Origin of the sequence: Micromonospora sp. H33 (assembly GCF_052068455.1) — a bacterium.
In the GTDB taxonomy this organism is placed as follows: Bacteria; Actinomycetota; Actinomycetes; order Mycobacteriales; family Micromonosporaceae; genus Micromonospora.
In genome coordinates, this window is the sequence record NZ_JBQHDE010000001.1 from 837,854 (window position 1) to 856,664 (window position 18,811).

Annotated in this window: 16 protein-coding genes; 8 read left to right on the forward strand and 8 right to left on the reverse strand. The window is 73.3% G+C overall.

Features of this window, described 5'->3' with window-relative positions; translation table 11 throughout:
* Positions 1 to 102 precede the first annotated feature (102 nt).
* Positions 103 to 1,392 carry an adenylosuccinate synthase gene (locus tag ACTMS0_RS04010; protein ID WP_441153691.1) on the reverse strand — a complete coding sequence of 430 codons (1,290 nt, stop codon included), beginning with the start codon at positions 1,390 to 1,392 and terminating at the stop codon, positions 103 to 105.
* A 126-nt stretch (positions 1,393 to 1,518) separates the two neighbouring features.
* Here ACTMS0_RS04010 and ACTMS0_RS04015 point away from each other — a divergent pair, with 126 nt between their 5' ends.
* Together ACTMS0_RS04015 and ACTMS0_RS04020 are read left to right on the forward strand one after the other, a co-directional pair.
* A complete protein-coding gene (locus ACTMS0_RS04015) occupies positions 1,519 to 2,514 on the forward strand; it encodes a hypothetical protein (RefSeq protein ID WP_441153692.1) in 996 nt (331 codons plus the stop codon).
* A 69-nt stretch (positions 2,515 to 2,583) separates the two neighbouring features.
* Positions 2,584 to 4,914: a chromosome partitioning protein gene (locus ACTMS0_RS04020; protein ID WP_441153693.1), complete on the forward strand. Its 2,331-nt coding sequence runs from the start codon at positions 2,584 to 2,586 to the stop codon at positions 4,912 to 4,914.
* A 52-nt stretch (positions 4,915 to 4,966) separates the two neighbouring features.
* Here ACTMS0_RS04020 and ACTMS0_RS04025 read toward each other — a convergent pair whose 3' ends face one another.
* The gene (locus tag ACTMS0_RS04025; protein ID WP_441153694.1) at positions 4,967 to 5,395 is read right to left on the reverse strand and encodes a DUF3151 domain-containing protein; all 429 of its coding nucleotides are present in this window, start codon (positions 5,393 to 5,395) and stop codon (positions 4,967 to 4,969) included.
* A 227-nt stretch (positions 5,396 to 5,622) separates the two neighbouring features.
* On the opposite strand from ACTMS0_RS04025, the gene ACTMS0_RS04030 reads away from it, so the two are divergent.
* Positions 5,623 to 6,870, forward strand: coding sequence for an LOG family protein (locus ACTMS0_RS04030; RefSeq protein ID WP_441153695.1), 1,248 nt, complete (start codon positions 5,623 to 5,625; stop codon positions 6,868 to 6,870).
* A 55-nt stretch (positions 6,871 to 6,925) separates the two neighbouring features.
* On the opposite strand, the gene fbaA is transcribed toward ACTMS0_RS04030, so the two are convergent.
* Complete coding sequence (fbaA, locus tag ACTMS0_RS04035) at positions 6,926 to 7,948, reverse strand: class II fructose-bisphosphate aldolase (protein WP_441153696.1); 1,023 nt, start codon at positions 7,946 to 7,948, stop codon at positions 6,926 to 6,928.
* Positions 7,949 to 8,319: 371 nt separating this feature from the next.
* Here fbaA and ACTMS0_RS04040 point away from each other — a divergent pair, with 371 nt between their 5' ends.
* The 5 genes from ACTMS0_RS04040 (at position 8,320) to ACTMS0_RS04060 (ending at position 15,278) form a co-directional block, all read left to right on the forward strand.
* The gene (locus tag ACTMS0_RS04040; RefSeq protein ID WP_441153697.1) at positions 8,320 to 8,532 is read left to right on the forward strand and encodes a hypothetical protein; all 213 of its coding nucleotides are present in this window, start codon (positions 8,320 to 8,322) and stop codon (positions 8,530 to 8,532) included.
* Between the two features lie 276 nt (positions 8,533 to 8,808).
* Entirely contained in the window at positions 8,809 to 10,362 is a 1,554-nt protein-coding gene (locus ACTMS0_RS04045) for an LPXTG cell wall anchor domain-containing protein (RefSeq protein WP_441153698.1), read from the forward strand.
* A gap of 114 nt (positions 10,363 to 10,476) precedes the next feature.
* Positions 10,477 to 11,916, forward strand: coding sequence for a 3' terminal RNA ribose 2'-O-methyltransferase Hen1 (locus ACTMS0_RS04050; protein ID WP_441153699.1), 1,440 nt, complete (start codon positions 10,477 to 10,479; stop codon positions 11,914 to 11,916).
* Positions 11,913 to 14,432, forward strand: a complete 2,520-nt coding sequence (locus ACTMS0_RS04055; RefSeq protein WP_441153700.1) for a polynucleotide kinase-phosphatase — start codon at positions 11,913 to 11,915, stop codon at positions 14,430 to 14,432. The genes ACTMS0_RS04050 and ACTMS0_RS04055 overlap by 4 nt, the downstream gene beginning before the upstream one ends.
* Positions 14,433 to 14,564: 132 nt before the next feature.
* Positions 14,565 to 15,278, forward strand: a complete 714-nt coding sequence (locus ACTMS0_RS04060; RefSeq protein ID WP_441153701.1) for a DedA family protein — start codon at positions 14,565 to 14,567, stop codon at positions 15,276 to 15,278.
* Positions 15,279 to 15,422: 144 nt separating this feature from the next.
* On the opposite strand, the gene ACTMS0_RS04065 is transcribed toward ACTMS0_RS04060, so the two are convergent.
* From ACTMS0_RS04065 to ACTMS0_RS04085, 5 genes are all read right to left on the reverse strand, one after another.
* Positions 15,423 to 15,800: an ArsR/SmtB family transcription factor gene (locus ACTMS0_RS04065; RefSeq protein ID WP_007454255.1), complete on the reverse strand. Its 378-nt coding sequence runs from the start codon at positions 15,798 to 15,800 to the stop codon at positions 15,423 to 15,425.
* A gap of 57 nt (positions 15,801 to 15,857) precedes the next feature.
* Complete coding sequence (gene pyrE, locus ACTMS0_RS04070) at positions 15,858 to 16,397, reverse strand: orotate phosphoribosyltransferase (protein WP_167999149.1); 540 nt, start codon at positions 16,395 to 16,397, stop codon at positions 15,858 to 15,860.
* Between the two features lie 144 nt (positions 16,398 to 16,541).
* On the reverse strand, positions 16,542 to 17,351 hold the full coding sequence (locus tag ACTMS0_RS04075; RefSeq protein WP_441153702.1) for an SDR family NAD(P)-dependent oxidoreductase: 810 nt from the start codon (positions 17,349 to 17,351) through the stop codon (positions 16,542 to 16,544).
* 9 nt (positions 17,352 to 17,360) lie between these two features.
* Complete coding sequence (locus ACTMS0_RS04080; RefSeq protein ID WP_441153703.1) at positions 17,361 to 17,969, reverse strand: hypothetical protein; 609 nt, start codon at positions 17,967 to 17,969, stop codon at positions 17,361 to 17,363.
* 91 nt (positions 17,970 to 18,060) lie between these two features.
* Positions 18,061 to 18,801, reverse strand: coding sequence for a hypothetical protein (locus ACTMS0_RS04085; protein WP_441153704.1), 741 nt, complete (start codon positions 18,799 to 18,801; stop codon positions 18,061 to 18,063).
* Between the last annotated feature and the right edge of the window lie 10 nt (positions 18,802 to 18,811).

Below are 18,811 nucleotides of genomic sequence, written 5' to 3' on the forward strand. Positions count from 1 at the left end.
TTGTTGATCATGAGGTTAGCGGCAGTAAAGGAGATCGACTTCGCCGCTAACCTCATGATCAACGCGGGTCTAGGCGGGGCTGGCCCGGGTGGAGTGCTTGGGTTAGGGGAGGAGGGGGTGGTATTGGACGTTTTCTTCTCGGCCGGGGCCTACGCCGACCACGCTGACCTGGGTTCCGCAGAGTTCTTCGATGCGGGCGATGTAGCGGCGCGCAGCGTCCGGGAGCTCCGACTCGGTTCTCGCCTTGGTGATGTCTTCCCACCAGCCGTCGAGTTCTTCGTAGACCGGGGTGGCGTGGTGGAAGTCGGTCTGCGTCATCGGCATGTCGTCGACGCGCCGGCCGTTGATCTCGTACCCGACGCAGATCGGCACCTTCGGCAGCCCGGTCAGCACGTCGAGCTTGGTGACCACCAGGTCCGTGACGCCGTTGAGGCGGCACGCGTACCGGGCGACGACCGCGTCGAACCAGCCGCACCGGCGCTCCCGGCCGGTGGTCGTGCCGTACTCGTGGCCGATCTTGCGCAGGTGCTGGCCGTTGTCGTCGAACAGCTCGGTGGGGAACGGCCCGGAGCCGACCCGCGTGGTGTACGCCTTGCTGACCGCGATGACCTTGGTGATGGCGGTCGGCGGGATGCCCGCACCGACGCACGCCCCGCCGGCCGTCGGGTTCGACGAGGTCACGAAGGGGTACGTGCCGTGGTCCATGTCGAGCATGGTGGCCTGGGCGCCCTCGAGCAGCACGGTCTCGCCGCGGTCCAGCGCGTCCCAGAGCATCGCCCGGGTCTCCGCGATGTACGGCGTGAGCCGCTCGGCGTACTTCAGGTACTCCTCGACGGTCGCGTCGACGTCGATCGCCTTGCGGTTGTAGACCTTGAACAGGATCTGGTTCTTCTCGCGCAGCGCGAGTTCCAGCTTCTTGCGGAGGATGCCCGGGTCGAGCAGGTCCTGTACGCGGATGCCCATACGGGCGACCTTGTCGCCGTACGCGGGACCGATCCCCCGCCCGGTGGTGCCGATGCGGGACGAGCCCAGGTAGCGCTCGACGACCCGGTCCAGCGCCCGGTGGTGGGGCATGATCAGGTGCGCGTCGCCGGAAATCCGTAGCCGGGAGACGTCCACGCCGCGTTCGGCGAGCCCGTCGATCTCGGTGAGCAGCACCTTCGGGTCGACCACGACGCCGTTGCCGATGACGATCTTCGCGTTCGGCGAGAGGGCGCCCGAGGGCATGAGGTGCAGCGCGTACTTCTGCCCGTCCGGGGTGATCACCGTGTGACCGGCGTTGTTGCCGCCGGAGTAGCGCACGACGTAGTCGACCCGCTCACCCAGCAGGTCGGTAACCTTGCCCTTGCCCTCGTCGCCCCACTGGGCGCCGAGGAGCACGATCGCTGGCATCTTCTCCGCCTCCAGAAGGCTCGGGTGCCAGGTGGCGACCGGTCAGCGAGCCCGGGGTGTCAGGCTAACAAGTAGTGACGGCGCGGCCGGCAGGGGTTCGCGCCGAGAGGCAGGAGGCTCCTACCCGTGTACGACGTGGTGCTGCTCACCCTCGGCTCGGAGCGGGACGCCCCGGGGGGCTGCGGCAGCGGCGACGCCTGCTGCGGTGGCGCGGGCGAGGCCGCCGCCAAGCCGACCGAGGAGCGCTGCGAGACGCCGCGCGTACCGGTGCTGGCCTGCGCGGACGCGCTGACCACGCGGGGCGCGCGGGTGGCGACGGTGACCGCCCGCTCGGACGCGGAGATCGACGAGGTGCTCACCCGCCTCGACGGTCCGCCCCGACCGGACGGCCTCGCCTGGCCCGACCCCGACTCCAAGACCCGGCTCGTCGTCGCCACGGCCAGTGACGCACAGTTGCGCACCGTCGTGCGCCGGCTGGTCCGGCGGTACGCCCCACCGCCCAGCCGCCGCCCGGCGGACCTGGCGGCCGACCGGACCGTGCCGGACCTGCCGCCTCTCGGCGTACTGCCGCTCGATCCGGCCCGCAGCGGCGCGCACCGGGACCTGGCGGCGCAGCTCGGGCTGCCCCGCGACCCGGCGGCGGTGGCCGCCGCGGTGCTGGACGGCACGCCCCGCCGCCTGGACCTGCTGCGCAACGACGGCGGCTCGGTGACGCTGGACGGCGCGCTGCTCGGCGCGGCCGACGAGGGGGGCCGGCCGCTGCACTGGCGAGGCCGGGTCGAGGTCGACGACACGATCCTCTCGGCCGGTGACGACCCGCTGCTGGCCTGCGCGATCGGCAACGCCGGCGGCTACGCCCGCCTGGACGACGTGGCGCTGCTCGCGGCCCCGGACCCGACCGACGGTCTGGTCGAGGTCGCGGTGGCCGTCCCGGTGGTCGCCCGGTCCCGGTGGGGTCGCAGGCGGGTACGCCTCGAGGTCCGCCGCGCCCGTGGACGGGCCGTGGCGGTGGTGCCGCGCGAGGGCACCGTCCCGTTCGTCGACGACGGCGCCGAGGGCACGCTGAGCCGCAAGCGGTCCTGGTGGACCGAGCCGGGTGCCTGGGCGGTGTGGGCGGTCTGACCCCGTCCCGGCGATCCGACCCGGCCGGCCCCCGGGGCCTATCCTCGGCAGGAGGAATGGGGAGGAACCGTGGTGGACGAGAACGCCGACCGGTCGTACGCGCCCGGCCAGCAGCCGGTGCCCGAGCGGGACATCGAGCCACTGTGGCCGGCGGCCCAGGCAGAGGGAGCGCCGTCCTGGGCGCCACCGAGCGGCCCCGGCCAGCCACCCTCGGCCACCGGACCCGGGGTGAGTGGCGGGGCGCGCGTCCCGGGCGGATGGGCGATGATCGGCCCGCCCGGAGCCGCCCACGCATGGGCTCCTGACCCGAACGCCAACCCGACCGGCGCACCCGACGCGGACGCGTCGCCCGGCTGGGCCCCCGGCGGCGCCGCGTCTGGCTGGGCCCCCGACGGCACTCCCGCGTCTGGCTGGGCGCCCGGGGGTGACCCGGCCCAGCCCGGTGACCCCGCCCGGTGGAGCGGCCAGACCCCGATGCCCCCGCCGACGCCCCGACCGACGTCGGGCGCCACCCAGCCCGGCACCTACCCGACCACGAACGAGGGCGGGCGGAGCTTCCCCGCACCGGACGCCGGCACCGCGCCCCCGGCCTTCCCGCACCCGCACGCCATCCCGGACGCCGGTGTCGGCTCCGGTGTTCCCTTTGGCGGCACGGGGGCGGGGCCGGGCGGCACGGGCGCGGCCTCCGGCGGCACGGGCGCGAGCCGGGGCGGCACGGGCGCGAGCCGGGGCGGCACCGTACCGGCGTCCGGCGCTGCGGCGGTGCCGGCGCCTCGACCCGGGCAGCCCGCCGGGGTCGACCTCGACCTGCCGTTCAGCCTCGACCCGGCGGGTCCGGGCGGACCAGGCACCGGCGGACCGGGCACCGGCGCTCCGGGCACCGCTGGGCCGGGCGCCGCTGGGCCGCGGGGCGGGACGTCGGCGGCCGAGCACAGCACGGAGGGCTCCGACGCCCCCGGCGGCACGGCAGCCGGCCGGGCGGGCGAGTCGCCCTGGGCCCAGCCCCCGCAGCGACCCGCGCCGATCGAGCCCCCCGGCAATCCGGGGGCGGCATCGCCCGCCGACCCGGCCCGCCCGGACGCCGGGTCGGCCCCGCCGGCTCCCGCCTGGACACCGCCGGCCGAGGCGGGTACGCCCGCCGCCGCCTGGGGCAACGACACCGCCGGCGCGCAGCCGGCCGTGGCGGGTACGCCCGCCGCCGCCTGGGGCAACGACACCGCCGGCGTACCGCCCGCCCCCGCGTGGGAGGCACCGACCGAAGCGGCCCCGGCCGCGACGCCGCCCGAATCGGGCGCACCCGGCGGAACCACCGGTGAGGCGGCGGCCGTGCCACCGCCGCCCGGCCCGTTCCCGCCCCAGCCCGGCTGGTATCCGCCGCCGTGGCAGCAGAGCGCGGTGGCGCAGCCGGGGCAGTACCCGACACCCGAGGCGGCCCCGCCGGCGTACCCCGAGACAGGGTGGAGCCCCGAGGTCGGTGCCCCGCCGACGGCCGAGGACTTCGCGCGGCGCCGGCAGGTGCGTCCGGCCGACCCGGTGGCCACAATGGGCGTCCGGGCGGTGGCCAACCGGATCGGGCTGCGCCTGCCGCCCGGCCGGCAGGAGCAGGAGCTGCGGCGGGACATCGAGATGGTCCGCCGCAACTTCGGCGGGCTGCGACAGGTGACCGTGGTCAACCCGAAGGGGGGCGCCGGCAAGACCGTCGCCATCCTGCTGCTCGCCATGACCTTCGGCCAGAAGCGCGGCGGCTACGTGCTTGCCTGGGACAACAACGAGACGCAGGGCACCCTGGGCATGCGCGCCCAGCAGGACTTCCACGCCCGGACCGTGCGGGACATGCTGCGCGACCTCGGGCAGTTCCACGGCTCGCACGGGCGGGTCGGCGACCTGTCCCAGTACGTCCGGTCGCAGGGCGAGGGGATGTTCGACGTCCTCGCCTCGGACGAGTCGGCCACCGGCGGTGAGATGCTCACCGCCGCCGCGTTCGCCGAGATCCGTGAGGTGGTCAGCCGCTTCTACAAGCTGATCTTCGTGGACACCGGCAACAACGTCCGGGCGCAGAACTGGCAGGCCGCGATGGACGCCACCGACCAGCTCGTGGTCACCATGTCGGCGCGGAACGACTCGGCCGAGACGGCCGCCCGGATGCTCGACCACCTGGAGCAGAGCGGGCGGCAGCGGCTGGTCCGGCAGGCGGTGACGGTGGTCTCGATGCCGCCGTCGCGTAAGGAGATCGATCTGCCGGCCATCCAGGAGCACTTCTCGGCGCGGACCCGGGCGGTCCTGTTGGCCCCCTACGAGCGGCTCATCGACACCGGCGAGCCGATCCGGTACGGCGCACTCTCCTCGGCCACCCGGGACGCCTGGCTCAAGATCGCCGCAGCGGTGGCCGAGGGTCTCTAGGGCTGAGGCGGTGCGAGGGCCGACCCGAGCGGACCGGCCCTCGCACCGGCGCTCAGTGGCTGGCCAGGGCGTCCCCCGCGGCCGGGTCGCAGTCGCGGAGGAACTGGGCGCAGCGGGCCGCCTCGTCCGCCTCACCGATCGCGTCGGCGGCCCGGGACAGCACGTAGAGGCACCGCAGGAAGCCCCGGTTCGGCTCGTGCGACCACGGCACCGGGCCGTGCCCCTTCCAGCCGCTGCGGCGCAGCTGGTCGAGGCCGCGGTGGTAGCCGGTGCGGGCGTACGCGTACGCCGGAACGACCTGGCCCGCCGCGAAGGCGCGGGCCGCCAGCGCGGCCCAGGCCGCGCTGAACGTCGGGTAACGCGCCGCCACCTCGGCGAACGCCTCGTCGCTGCCGGCCTCCTCGGCGGCGGCCAGGGCAGCTTCGGCCTCGTCGTGCGCGGGCAGGAGGGTGGCCGGTGGCTCCGGCAACAGGTTCTGCATCGCCCCATTCAACCCGCTTCGCGACGCGACACGCGAGAGGGTTGGCGGAGCCGGTTGGCTGAACGGGTGAGGAGTTGGTCACGCCTGCGGCCCATGCCGCAGCGGGATACTTTCCACTACAACTAATGGTCCGGAGCCTCCCCAGGACCCGGTTTCGCAGGAGCCCGGTGGCCGAGCCACCGGGCTCCTGCCCGTTTCGGGTTGCCGGGACCGGGCAGGATGATCGGGTGCCGAGCCCACCACCCGCGGACGTCATCGAGCCGCACATCTGCACCGACGAGGTCGAGACCCGCGCCGAGTTCGACCGGCGGCTGGCCACCGGCAGCCTCGCCGGGCTGACCGTGCAGGGGCTTCGGCTCGACCTCGATCCTCCCGACCTCACCGGCGTGACCGTTGCCGGCACGCTCTTCGTCGGCTGCCGGTTCGCCTCCCGGGAGGTCGGAGCCGACCTGGTCCGGCGCGGCGCGAACGTGGTGCCGCCCTTCTCCGGGCTGCCGTACCCGACGCAGCCGTCGCACCTCTACACCCCAGAGGACTTGGCCGCCGGGTTCGCCGACGGCGGCTTCGAAGGCATGTACGACACCCGTGTGTACGCGCACTTCCGCGCGCACGGCGGGGCGCTGCCGGACGTCCGCGAGGCGCTCGGCCAGCGGCTGCACGACCACGGTGTGGACAACGCCCTCGCCGACGCCACCCGCGCCTGGCTCGCCACGCACGGCCCGCAGTCGGTGGTGGGCATCATGGGCGGGCACGCCGTGCCGCGCGGCAGCACGCCGTACCGGATGGCGGCCGTGCTGGGTCGCGAGCTGGCCCGGGCCGACCGGCTGGTGGTCACCGGCGGCGGCCCCGGCGTGATGGAGGCGGCGAACCTCGGGGCGTACCTCGCGCTGCGACCGCCCGCCGACCTGGACGCGGCGATCGACCTGCTGGCGCAGGCACCGGACTTCACCGACCACGACCGCTACACGGCGGCGGCGCTGCGCGTCCGGGAGCTGTTCGGGGCGGCGCTGCCGCCGCCGGGCGGCACCGGCGACGCTTCCAGCCGGTCCCGCGCCGACTCGGTCGCCCTCGCGGCCGGCGACCTGGACTGGGCGCGCAGCGGCGGGCTCGCCATCCCGACCTGGCTGTACGGGCACGAGCCGGCGAACCTGTTCGCCGGGCGGATCGCCAAGTACTTCTCCAACGCCATCCGGGAGGACACGATCCTGCGGCTGGCCCGGGGCGGGATCGTGTTCGCGCCCGGCCGCGCCGGCACCGTGCAGGAGGTGTTCCAGGCCGCGACGAAGACCTACTACGGCACGGACGGGGCGAGCGGCGCGTACGTGTTCCTGGACCGCGCGTACTGGACCCGGGAGCTGCCGGTGGAGTCGCTGCTGCGCCCGCTGCTCTCCGCGTCCCCCTTCGGCGACCTGTCGCCGACCATCCACCTGACCGACGACGCCCACGAGGCCGTCCGCCTGCTCACGGCAGCCTGAAGACGCGAACGGCCGGCTCCCCTGCGGGGAGCCGGCCGCCGTACGCGTCAGCGTGTCACTTCATCTTGGTGCCGGTGGAGCGCAGGTGCTCGCAGGCCTCGACCACCCGGGCGGCCATGCCGGCCTCGGCGGCCTTGCCCCAGACCCGCGGGTCGTACATCTTCTTGTTGCCGACCTCGCCGTCGACCTTCAGCACGCCGTCGTAGTTGCGGAACATGTGGTCCGCGACCGGGCGGGTGAAGGTGTACTGGGTGTCGGTGTCGATGTTCATCTTCACCACGCCGTAGTCCAGCGCCTCGCGGATCTCCGACAGCAGCGAGCCGGAGCCGCCGTGGAAGACCAGGCTGAGCGGCTTCTCCTTGCCGTACTTGGCGCCGACCGCCATCTGGATGTGGTCGAGCACCTCCGGGCGGAGCTTGACGTTGCCCGGCTTGTAGACGCCGTGCACGTTGCCGAAGGTCAGCGCCGCCATGTAGCGGCCCTTCTCGCCCAGGCCCAGCGCCTCCACCATGGCCAGCCCGTCCTCGACGGTGGTGTAGAGCTTCTCGTTGATGGCGTTCTCGACGCCGTCCTCCTCGCCGCCGACGACGCCGACCTCGATCTCGAGGACGATCTTGCCCTTGGCGGCCTCGGTGAGCAGCTGCTCGGCGATCTCCAGGTTCTCCGCGACCGGCACGGCCGAGCCGTCCCACATGTGCGACTGGAACAGCGGCTCCTGGCCGTTCTTGACCCGCTCCTGGGAGATGCCCATCAGCGGCCGGACGAACTTGTCCAGCTTGTCCTTCGGGCAGTGGTCGGTGTGCAGCGCGATGTTGACCGGGTACTTCTTGGCGACCTCGTGCGCGTACGCGGCGAACGCCACCGCGCCGGTCACCATGTCCTTCACGGACGGACCGGACAGGTACTCGGCGCCACCGGTGGAGACCTGGATGATGCCGTCGCTCTCCGCGTCGGCGAAGCCCTTCAGCGCCGCGTTGAGGGTCTGCGAGGAGGTCACGTTGATCGCGGGGTACGCGAACCGGCCTGCCTTGGCGCGGTCCAGCATCTCCGCGTAGGCCTCGGGGGAAGCGATGGGCATGTCGAACGCTCCTTACTTACCGCTCTCGGCCGTCACCGGCCGCTGTTGTCCTTGGGTGCGCCGGACCGCGCTGTCCACCGCCGGCAGTATCCCGTAGAAGGCGGCGGCCGGCACAACCGACCCGGGGCGCGCAGTCATCGCCCTTCCACGCGGTCCGGCACGACGACGCTGATCAGCCAGGTCACGACGGCCATCACGATCGCGCGGTGATCGCCAGCCGGATCAGGAAGCCCATGCCACCATCGTGGCACCGGCGTGCCGGGCGGGTGGCACCATTCCCGGTTTCCTGGTTCGTCCCGGCTCCGAGCGGGGACGGAGGTCAACCCGTACGGTGTGTGGGTAGGTGTCCGCACGAGATCCAGGGAGGGACGATGGGTCAGCCCCACGAGGACTTCGCCCCGAGCGACCACCTCGCTCCGGAGGAGCGGAACCTGGAGGCGGAGCCGGCCGACGCGGTCGAGCAGGCCACGATGGTCGATCCCGGCGAGGTCGACATCGAGCCGCGCCGCGGCCTTGAGGTCGACGACTGGGACGCGATGGAGCAGGCCCGGGTCGTGGCCGGCGACGAGGACGACTACCGCTGAGGCGCGGCCAGGCGTGACCGACCGGCCGGTGCCGCCCCGAGCAGGGGCAGGCACCGGCCGGATCCGTTCAGCGGACGCGGTGACCGGGAGGGGCACCCACGCCAGGGGCGGTGGATGCCGTCACCTCGCGTGACGGCAGACCGGGCCATTGCGTCGGAGGTGATCGGCCGTTCGGTCGATGTTGCCGCTCGGGGCGCGCCGGGGGCAGCGGACATGCTTAAGGACTCCTTAAGATCCCCTGGCCACCACCCCTGGCCCCCATCTAAAGGAACCCCCATGCTCAAGCACTCCACCCGGCGCTGGTTCGCCGGGATCGGCGTCGCAGGCGCGCTCATCGCGGCCTCCGCCACCCCCGCCTCCGCCGAGGAGAGCGGGGACGAGGTCTTCCTCTTCGCGAACAGCGTCCTCCTGGCGCCCGGTGGCGACCCGAAGTCCGTCACGCTGCACGCCTTCACCGAGGCCCTCCCCGAGGACCTGACCGTCACGGTCGACAAGAGCACGGTCAAGGACTTCGCCGACGTCACCCTCACCGACACCCTGGCCGGTTGCACCGACACCGCCAGCACCATCACCTGCAAGTTCAAGGGTGCGGACGTCATCGACTACCTCCTCGACCTGACCGTCGAGGCCAAGGACTCGGCCGCCGCCGGCGACAAGGGCGACCTGACCTTCACCCTCGCCACCGAGGGTGAGAAGAGCGTCAGCACCACGGCCACCGTCGAGATCGGCGAGGGTATCGACCTGAAGGCGCAGGAGAGCTTCGCGTTCTCCGGCGCACCGGGTACGTCGGCGAAGGCGCCGCTCGGCGTGACGAACGTCGGCAAGACGGTCGCCCGCGACGCGGTGCTGTTCTTCGCCATGACTCCGGGCCTCGTTCCGGCGCAGCGCCACTCGAACTGCTCGTACCTCTTCGCGTTCGGCACCCAGTTCGCCCAGTGCGGCATCGGCGAGATCGCACCGGGTGCGGTTCTGCAGCTGGGCGCCTCGTCCGCGCTGAAGATCGCCGACGACGCCTGGGCGCCGGGCGAGCAGTACGGCGCGGCGGTGTGGTTCGGCAGCGGTGACTGGGCGGAGTTCCTGGCGGAGTTCCCCGTCCCGGCCGAGGACTGGGAGAAGGGCAGCGGCAGCGCCCTGGAGCTGGTGCCCGCCGTGACCGCCACTGCTCGCGGGCTCAAGCAGATCGACACCGACCCGTCGAACAACGCCACCGAGATCCACGTGACCGTCAAGGGCAAGCAGGGCGCCGACGCCGCCGCGACCGGCGCGATGGTCGACGGCTCGGTCGGCAAGACCGTGACCGCCAAGGTCGGCTTCGTCAACAACGGCCCCGCCATGATCAACGCGTACATGCCGGGCGAGCTCACCACCGCCGCCGAGGTCACCATCCCCGCGGGTGCGACCGTCGTGGGCGCCCCGGAGCAGTGCGCGCCGGTCAAGGGCGAGGACATCGGCGAGTTCGGCGAGCCCGGCGGGCGCGTCTACTTCTGCGAGTGGTTCGACCTGCTCCGCAAGGGTGACGCCGCCGTCCTCGAGTTCGGCCTGCGGATCGACAAGCTGTCCGGCGCCGCCGGCGCCGTCAAGCTGCTGCACTTCGACCTGGGCGACGACGACCGCACCACCGTCGACCTGAACCCGAAGAACGACGTCGCCCCGTTCGCCCTCAAGGGCGCGTCGGGCAACGGCGGTGGCAGCGGTGACGGGGACGACCCCACCCTGCCGATCACCGGTGACTCGACCACCCTGGTGACCGTCGTCGGCGGCCTGCTGCTCATCGCCGGCGCCGCCGGCTACGTGGTGGCCCGCCGTCGTAGGACCCGTTTCGTGGCCTGACACCTCCCACCACCCGGTGCCCCGCCGACCTGTCCGGTTGGCGGGGCACCGTCATGTCCACCGCCGGCCAAAACGGGACGACACAAGATCGACCGGGCTGACACCATGGGCGGCGTGCTGCTCACCCTCTCCACCACCCACCGGCCGGCGACCGACCTCGGTCACCTGCTGGTGAAGCACCCGGACCGCGCGCACTCCTTCGACGTACCCGTCGGCACCGCGCACGTGTTCTATCCGGAGGCCGGCGAGGACCGCTGCACCGCCGCCCTGCTGCTCGACGTCGACCCGCTGCGCCTGGCCGGCCCGCGGGGCAAGGGCCGGCAGGGCGCACCGACCCCGGACAGCTTCACCCTGGGGCGGTACGTCAACGACCGGCCGTACGCGGCGTCCAGCCTGCTCTCCTCGGCCCTGTCCCGGGTGTACCGGTCGGCACTGCGGGGGGAGTCGCGGGACCGGCCGGAGCTGGCGCGTACGCCCATCCCCCTGGAGGTCCGCGTGCCGGTGCTGCGCTGCCGGGGCGGCGCGGACGTCGCGGCACGGATGTTCGGCCCGCTCGGCTGGGCCGTCACCGCCACCCCGATCCCCCTCGACGAGACGCACCCCGAGTGGGGCGACAGCCGGTACGTGGACCTGACGCTGACCGGCACGCTGCGGGTCGCCGACGCCCTCAACCACCTGTACGTGCTGCTGCCCGTCCTGGACGACGCGAAGCACTACTGGGTGGCCCCGGACGAGGTGGACAAGCTGCTCCGGGCCGGCGCGGGCTGGCTGGCCGACCACCCCGAGCGGGACATGATCACCCGTCGATACCTGGCGCACCGGCGGGCGCTGGCCGGGCTGGCGCTGGCCCGCCTCGCCGAGGAGCGGCTCGCCGACGAGCCGGCCGCCGCCGACAGCGACACCGTGGACGAGGCCGCCGGAGAGGTGACGTCGGCCCGGCCGTCGCTCGCCGTACGCCGGCGGGAGGCCGTCCTCGCGGCGCTGGCCGAGGCCGGCGCGAGCCGCGTGCTGGACCTGGGCTGCGGTGGCGGGACGCTGCTCGCGGCGCTGGTGGGCGACCGGCGGTTCACCGAGATCGTCGGCACCGACGTCTCCACCCAGGCCCTGGCCCTCGCCGCGCGGCGGCTGCGGCTGGAGCGGCTGCCGGAGCGGCAGCGCGACCGGATCCGGCTCTGGCAGTCCGCGCTGACGTACCGGGACGACCGGCTGCGCGGGTACGACGCGGCGGTGCTGATGGAGGTGATCGAGCACGTCGACCCGCCCCGGCTGCCCGCGCTGGAGGACACGGTGTTCGGCCACGCCCGCCCGCACACGGTCGTGGTGACCACCCCGAACGTGGAGCACAACGTGCGCTACGAGGGCCTGCCGGCGGGCCGCTTCCGGCACGCCGACCACCGGTTCGAGTGGACCCGTGCCGAGTTCGCCGACTGGGCCGCCCGCGTCGGTTCCACGTACGGCTACACCGTCGTCCTGCGGGGTGTCGGTGACGACGACCCCGAGGTGGGCGCACCGACCCAGCTCGCCGTGTTCACCCGGACGGAGGCCGACCGATGACCGTCCTCGACATCCCCGAGCTGGCCCTGGTCGCGCTGGTCGGGATCTCCGGTTCGGGCAAGTCCACCTTCGCCCGGCGGCACTTCGCACCGACGCAGGTGCTCTCGTCGGACGCCTTCCGCGGGATGGTCGCCGACGACGAGAACGACCAGTCGGCGTCCGCCGACGCGTTCGACGTGCTGCACTACGTCGCCGGCACGCGGCTGCGGGCCGGCCGGCTCACCGTGGTCGACGCGACGAACCTCCAGCCGCACGCGCGGGCGGCCCTGGTCCGGGTGGCCCGGGAGCACGACGTGCTGCCGGTGGCGATCGTGCTGGAGGTGCCCGAGGCGCTGGCGTGGGAGCGTACGCAGTCCCGCGCCGACCGCACCTTCGGTCGGCCGGTGCTCGCCCGCATGCAGCGGGACCTGCGCCGCACGTACGGGCAGCTCGCCCGCGAGGGCTTCCGGAAGGTGCACGTGCTGCGCGGGGTCGAGGAGATCGAGGCCGCGCAGATCCGGTACGAGAAGCTCTTCAACGACCGGCGGGAGCTGACCGGCCCGTTCGACATCGTCGGCGACGTGCACGGCTGCCGCGCCGAGCTCGAGGCGCTGCTGGTCCGGCTCGGCTGGGAGCTGGTGCGTGACGACGCCGGCCGGCCGGTGGACGCGACGCACCCGTCGGGGCGTACCGCCGTCTTCGTCGGTGACCTGGTGGACCGCGGCCCGGACTCCCCCGGCGTGCTCCGCCTGGTGATGGGCATGGTCGCGGCCGGGCACGCGCTCTGCGTGCCCGGCAACCACGAGCAGAAGCTGCTGCGCAAGCTGCGCGGCCGGGACGTACGGCTCACGCACGGCCTGGCGGAGACCATGGCCCAGCTCGCCGCCGAGCCGGAGGTGTTCGCGGCCGAGGTGGCGGCGTTCGTCGACGGCCTGGTCAGCCACTACGTGCTGGACGGCGGCCGGCTGGTGGTCGCGCACGCCGGCCTGAAGGAGGAGTACCAGGGCCGCGCGTCCGGCCGGGTCCGCGCGTTCGCGCTGTTCGGGGAGACCACCGGCGAGACCGACGAGTACGGGCTGCCGGTGCGCTACCCGTGGGCGCGGGAGTACCGGGGCTCGGCGACGGTCGTGTACGGGCACACGCCCACCCCGGAGCCGGAGTGGGTCAACAACACGATCTGCATCGACACCGGCTGCGTGTTCGGCGGTCGGCTCACGGCGCTGCGCTACCCGGAGCGGGAGCTGGTCTCGGTGCCGGCGGAGCGGGAGTGGTACGCCCCGGCCCGCCCGCTGACCGCCGCGCCGGCCCGCCCCGACGAGGTGCTGGAACTGACCGACGTGACCGGCCGGCGGCACGTCGAGCACGCGTACGGGTCGCTGACCGTGCCGGCCGAGAACGCCGCCGCGGCGCTGGAGGTGATGAGCCGCTTCGCCGTGGACCCGCACCGGCTGGTGTGGCTGCCGCCCACGATGGCGCCCTGCTCGACGTCGACGATCGACGGCTTCCTGGAGCACCCGGCCGAGGCGTTCGCCGACTACCGGGCGGCGGGCGTGGACCGGGTGGTCTGCGAGGAGAAGCACATGGGCTCGCGGGCCGTGGTGCTGGTCGACCGGGAGCCGGCGCTCGGGCCGTTCCGTGGTGGCGCGGTGTACACGCGGACCGGCCGGCCGTTCTTCGGGGCGCCGCTGGACGACGAGCTGCTCGCCCGGGTCCGGGCGGCGGTCGGCGCCGCCGGGCTCTGGGAGGAGCTGGACACCGACTGGCTGCTGCTCGACTGCGAGCTGCTGCCCTGGTCGGCGAAGGCGGGAGGGCTGATCCGCGAGCAGTACGCGAGTGTCGGCGCCGCCGGTCGGGCCGCCCTGCCGGCGGCTCTGGGCGCGCTCGACGCCGCCGCGGCCCGGGGGATCGACCTGGGCGAGTTGCGGGACCGGTTGGCCCGCCGCCGGGACGACGTGACCGCGTACTCGGCGGCCTACCGGGCGTACGTGGGGCCGACCGACGGCCTGCGCGGCGTGACCCTGGCACCGTTCGCGGTGCTGGCCGGGGGGAAGTCGAGCTACGCCGATCGGGACCACGGCTGGCACCTCGACCTGGCCGACCGGCTCCACGCCGCCGACCCGGAGTTCGTCACCCCGACCCGCCGTCGGGTGGTCGACCTGTCCGACCCGGCGGCCGAGGCGGAGGCCACCGACTGGTGGCTCACGCTCACCGCGGCCGGCGGCGAGGGCATGGTCGTCAAGCCGTACGCCGGGCTCGCGGCGCGGTCGGCGCGGGGGTCGCTGCTCCAGCCGGGCGTCAAGTGCCGGGGCCGGGAGTACCTGCGGATCATCTACGGTCCGGGCTACACCGAGCCGGACCAGCTGGCCCTGCTGCGTCGCCGGGCGCTGGGCCGCAAGCGTGGCCTCGCGCTGCGGGAGCACGGCCTCGGGCTGGCCGCGCTGGACGCGCTGGTCACCGGGGCGCCGCTGTGGCGTCGCCACGAGCTGGTGTTCGCGATCCTCGCCTGCGAGTCCGAGCCGGTCGACCCGCGCCTGTAGTCGTCCGGAGTGCCGTCACCGAGCCTGTGTGACGTCGCCCACCGGCCGAATCCGGCAGCCCCCTAGACTACGGACGTCCGTCGCCGCCGGGCGACGACCAGCCGCCTGCCGACCGACCTCGGAGGTCACCTCGTGTCGACGCCCACCACCACCCTGGCCCTGGGGCCGGACTGGCTCGATCCCGAGGTGCTGATCTCGACGTTCGGCCTGCTCGGCATCCTGGTGATCGTCTTCGCCGAGTCGGGCCTGCTGATCGGGTTCTTCCTGCCCGGTGACTCGCTGCTGTTCACGGCGGGCCTGCTCACCGCCGACGGGCAGTACATCACCTGGCCGCTCTGGCTGGTCTGCCTGCTCATCACGCTGTCGGCCATCGCCGGCGACCAGGTGGGGTACGCGTTCGGCCGCAAGGTGGGTCCGGCGCTGTTCCGCCGGCCGAACTCGAAGCTGTTCAAACAGGAGAACCTGTTGAAGGCGCACGACTTCTTCGAGAAGTACGGTGCGCGCTCGATCGTGCTGGCCCGCTTCGTGCCCATCGTGCGGACGTTCACGCCGATCGTGGCCGGGGTCAGCCGGATGAATTACCGCACGTTCGTCGTCTACAACGTGATCGGCGGCGTCCTCTGGGGCACCGGCGTGACCGTGCTCGGCTACTTCCTCGGCCAGATCCCGTTCGTCAAGGCGAACATCGAGCTGATCCTGATCGCGATCGTGGCGATCTCGGTGGTGCCGATCGCGGTCGAGCTGCTGCGGGCGGCCATGGCGGCGAAGCGCGGCACGACCGCCGCGGAGCGGGCCGCCGCCGAGGAGGCGATCCGGGAGACCCGGGAGCACTACGGCAAGCACTGATCGAGCAGGCGCCGGCTGAGCAGGCGCTGGCTTAGCAGATGCTGACCGGGCGGCGCTCATCGCGACGGCACCGGCCGCCGGGCAGCCCCGGCCGGCCGTCCGGTGCCATCCCCGTCGGGGAGGGCACCGGACGAGCGGTACGGGTCAGCGCGCCTTCTTGGTGGCACGCTTGCGCGGCGGCGTCAGCAGATCGGCGATGGTCGCGATCGCGCTCGGCACCAGCCGGTAGTACGCCCAGACCCCGCGCTTCTCCCGCTCCAGCAAGCCGGCCTCGGTGAGGATACGCAGGTGGTGGCTGACCGTCGGCTGCGAGAGGCCGAGGGGCGCGGTCAGGTCGCACACGCACGCCTCACCCTCCGGTGCCGACTGGATCAGGCTGAGCAGCCGCAGCCGGGCGGGGTCGGCGAGGGCCTTGAGGACCCCCGCCAGCCGCTCGGCATCGGCACGTTCGATCGGCTCGCCGGCAAGCGGCGAGATCTGAGGCATGGTCATTTCAGCCAACGCAGTTCCCACGTATTCCATCCTTCCACCAGGAGCATCGATCCGCCTGCATATCAGCAGATCCGAATCGGTAGACTTTTACGCCACAAGGCCGAGGTCAGCCAACGTATAGGCCGCCCGGTACGGCAGTCCGGCGGCTCGCACCGCGTCGCCGGCGCCTCGATCAACAATAACCGCCACGCCCGCCACTTCGGCCCCGGCCTCGCGAAGGGCCTCGACGGCGGTCAACACGCTCTGACCGGTGGTGGACGTGTCCTCCACCGCCAGCACCCGGCGCCCGGTCACGTCGGGCCCCTCGATCCGGCGCTGGAGGCCGTGCGCCTTGCCCGCCTTCCGGACGACGAAGGCGTCCAGCGGGCGGTCGGTGCCGGCTGCGGCGTGCAGCATCGACATGGCGATCGGGTCGGCGCCGAGCGTCAACCCACCCACCGCGTCGTACGCCCAGTCGGCGGTCAGCTCCCGCATCACCCGGCCCACCAACGGGGCCGCCTCGTGATGCAGCGTGACCCGTCGCAGATCCACGTACCAATCCGCTTCGCGGCCCGAGGACAGCACCACCCGTCCATGGACCACAGCCAGGTCGGTAATGAATTTACGCAGGTCGTCGTGGTCCCCCATGGCGATAGAGGGTACTGCTCCACGCTGTGGGCCGCGTGTGGGGTCCGCCGGGGTCAACCCTGCGGGCGATGAGACGGTTGGCGATGTCCGGCTACTCTGAGCGACTGCCCACCGGACCGGCCGCCCGGCCGTGCCATCCGCCGGTCAGCGCCCGTCGCGGCCGATCCGGCCGCGGGTGTCCCGGGAGACGGCCTCCAGCAGCCGCCGGGGCGCGTGCCGCAGCCCGGCCACGGCCACTTTGTACTTCCACGCCGGCACGCTGACCAGCTTGCCTTTCCGCAGGTCACGTAGGCCTTCGTCGACGACGTCCTCGGCGCGCAGCCACATCCACTCCGGCGTCTTCGACATGTCGATGCCGGCCCGGCCGTGGAACTCGGTGCGGGTGTAGCCGGGGCAGAGCGCCATCACGCGTACGCCGAACGGGCGGGCGGACAGCCCGACCGACTCGCTGAAGTTGGTGACCCACGCCTTGCTGGCCGAATACGTCGATCCGGGCATGACCGCCCCGAACCCGGCGACCGAAGAGACATTTATCACTGCCCCGTGCCGCCGCTCGGTCATCAGACGCAGGGCGGCGAGGGTCAGCCGCATGACGGCATGCACGTTGAGCTGGAGCAGGCGGGCCTCCGCCTCGGCCGACGAGCGCAGGAACGGCGTGTTGAGACTGATGCCCGCGTTGTTCACCAGCAGCTCGATCGGCGACCCGTCGGCGATCCGCCGCTCCACCGCCGCGCAACCGTCGTCGGTGGACAGGTCCGCGGAGATCGTCTCGACCTCGTGGCCGTGCCGGCCGGTCAGCTCGGTGGCGGACTCCGCCAGCCGGGCCGCGTCCCGGGCGACCAGCACCAGGTGCCAGCCGTCGACGGCGAGACGCCGAGCGAAGGCGGCGCCGATGCCTGCGGTCGCGCCGGTGATGAGGGCCCGTCGCTCGGTGGTCGGCTGGTCGAGCGTCACGGGCGGTCCTCACCTCGGGGGGTACGGGGGCGGGTACGCCGGGGCGTACGGCACCGGTGCCGGCCGGCGGAACCAGGCGGACGCCGCCGGGAGCGCCAGCAGCACGGCCACCACAAGGTAGCCGAGCACCTGCCCGACGGAAAGCCCTGCGCCGAGCGGGATCCACCAGCCCGGGTACGCCTCGTCGAGCCGGCCGAGCAGCTCGCCCACACCCCGCTCGTTCTCATTGAGCTCCAGCGGGGTGGCCCGCTGGACGGCCAGCCCCACCAGCCCGCAGCAGCCGGCGAGCACGCCCAGCCCGGCGACCACCCACGTCCCGACGCGGGCGCCGGCCCGGCCGGCGCGGACGCCGACGGCGAGACCGGCGAGCAGCAGACCGGCGACCAGGCTCACCAGTGCGCCGAGCACGATCCAGACGCTGACCAGGAACACCATCGTGTCGATCTCTTCGGCGCTGGCCGAGGTCTCCCGCGCCGCCGGCCGGAACGCGTCGACCGTGCCGACCAGGACGACCAGGCTCGTGACGGCGTACGCGACGGCGACGGCCGCCATCACCGCCAGCAGCACGGCGGCGGCCGTCACCACCACGGGGCGACGGGCCCGATCGGGGTACGACACGACTGGTCCCTCCGGTAGGCGTCGGCCAGGGGTCGACATAGGTCCTAGCAACCTATCCGGAGGGACCGTCGTCGTCGCCGCTATCCGGCGCTCAACTCAACGGCGGCGGGGTCGGACCGGGACGGTCGGAGCCGGGGTGCGCCTCACCGCCCTGCTCCGGGCCGCCCGGCTGACCCGGCGCCGAGGGGTAACCCGGGGTCTGCGGGTAGCCCGGCTGGCCGGGGCTCGACGGGTACGCGGGGTAAGCGGCACCCGGGACCGGCGGCTCCCACGCCGGCTCCTGCTTACGGAAGAACTCGTTGGCCTTCGGCAGCGCCAGCAGGATGAGGGCCACCAGCAGGGCGATGATGCTGAGGACGGTGAGCAGCAGGGTCACCGGCTCGTACCAGGACGGCAGCGCCTGGTCGAGGCGGCGGTTGATCTCCTCCTGGCTCGGCACGTCGCCGCTGGTCTGGCCGCCCATCGCGTTGCCGGCGGCGGTGCCGGCCAGCGCCAGCCCCGAGCAGCAGAGCGCGATGCCGCCGACCACCCAGGTGATGATCCGGGAGACGTTCTTCCCCCGGTTGTTCAGCAGGGCGAGGACGACGAGCCCGACCGCGAAGAGCAGGCTGACGATGCTGCCGCCGACGAGCGCGAAGGCGATGACGCCCTCGCTGCCCTCGGCCTCGGTGCCGGCGAAGGCGTCCCGGTAGACGTCCTGGTAGGTGCCCAGCACGCTCAGACCGATGATCAGGCTGAGTACGGAGAGGGCGGCGTAGAAGATGAGCAGGTAGCTGGAAATGGTCACGACGCTCGGGCGTACCCGGGCGGGGTGCTGGTGAGGATCGACCACGATTCTCCTT

What these genes read in the sequence shown, in the direction of transcription:
- fbaA (WP_441153696.1), bottom strand. Translation starts at nt 7,948, where the DNA reads ATGCCCATCGCTTCCCCCGAGGCCTACGCGGAGATGCTGGACCGCGCC.
- ACTMS0_RS04055 (WP_441153700.1), top strand. Translation starts at nt 11,913, where the DNA reads ATGACCGTCCTCGACATCCCCGAGCTGGCCCTGGTCGCGCTGGTCGGG.
- ACTMS0_RS04065 (WP_007454255.1), bottom strand. Translation starts at nt 15,800, where the DNA reads ATGGAATACGTGGGAACTGCGTTGGCTGAAATGACCATGCCTCAGATC.
- ACTMS0_RS04040 (WP_441153697.1), top strand. Translation starts at nt 8,320, where the DNA reads ATGGGTCAGCCCCACGAGGACTTCGCCCCGAGCGACCACCTCGCTCCG.
- ACTMS0_RS04010 (WP_441153691.1), bottom strand. Translation starts at nt 1,392, where the DNA reads ATGCCAGCGATCGTGCTCCTCGGCGCCCAGTGGGGCGACGAGGGCAAG.
- ACTMS0_RS04045 (WP_441153698.1), top strand. Translation starts at nt 8,809, where the DNA reads ATGCTCAAGCACTCCACCCGGCGCTGGTTCGCCGGGATCGGCGTCGCA.
- pyrE (WP_167999149.1), bottom strand. Translation starts at nt 16,397, where the DNA reads ATGGGGGACCACGACGACCTGCGTAAATTCATTACCGACCTGGCTGTG.
- ACTMS0_RS04025 (WP_441153694.1), bottom strand. Translation starts at nt 5,395, where the DNA reads ATGCAGAACCTGTTGCCGGAGCCACCGGCCACCCTCCTGCCCGCGCAC.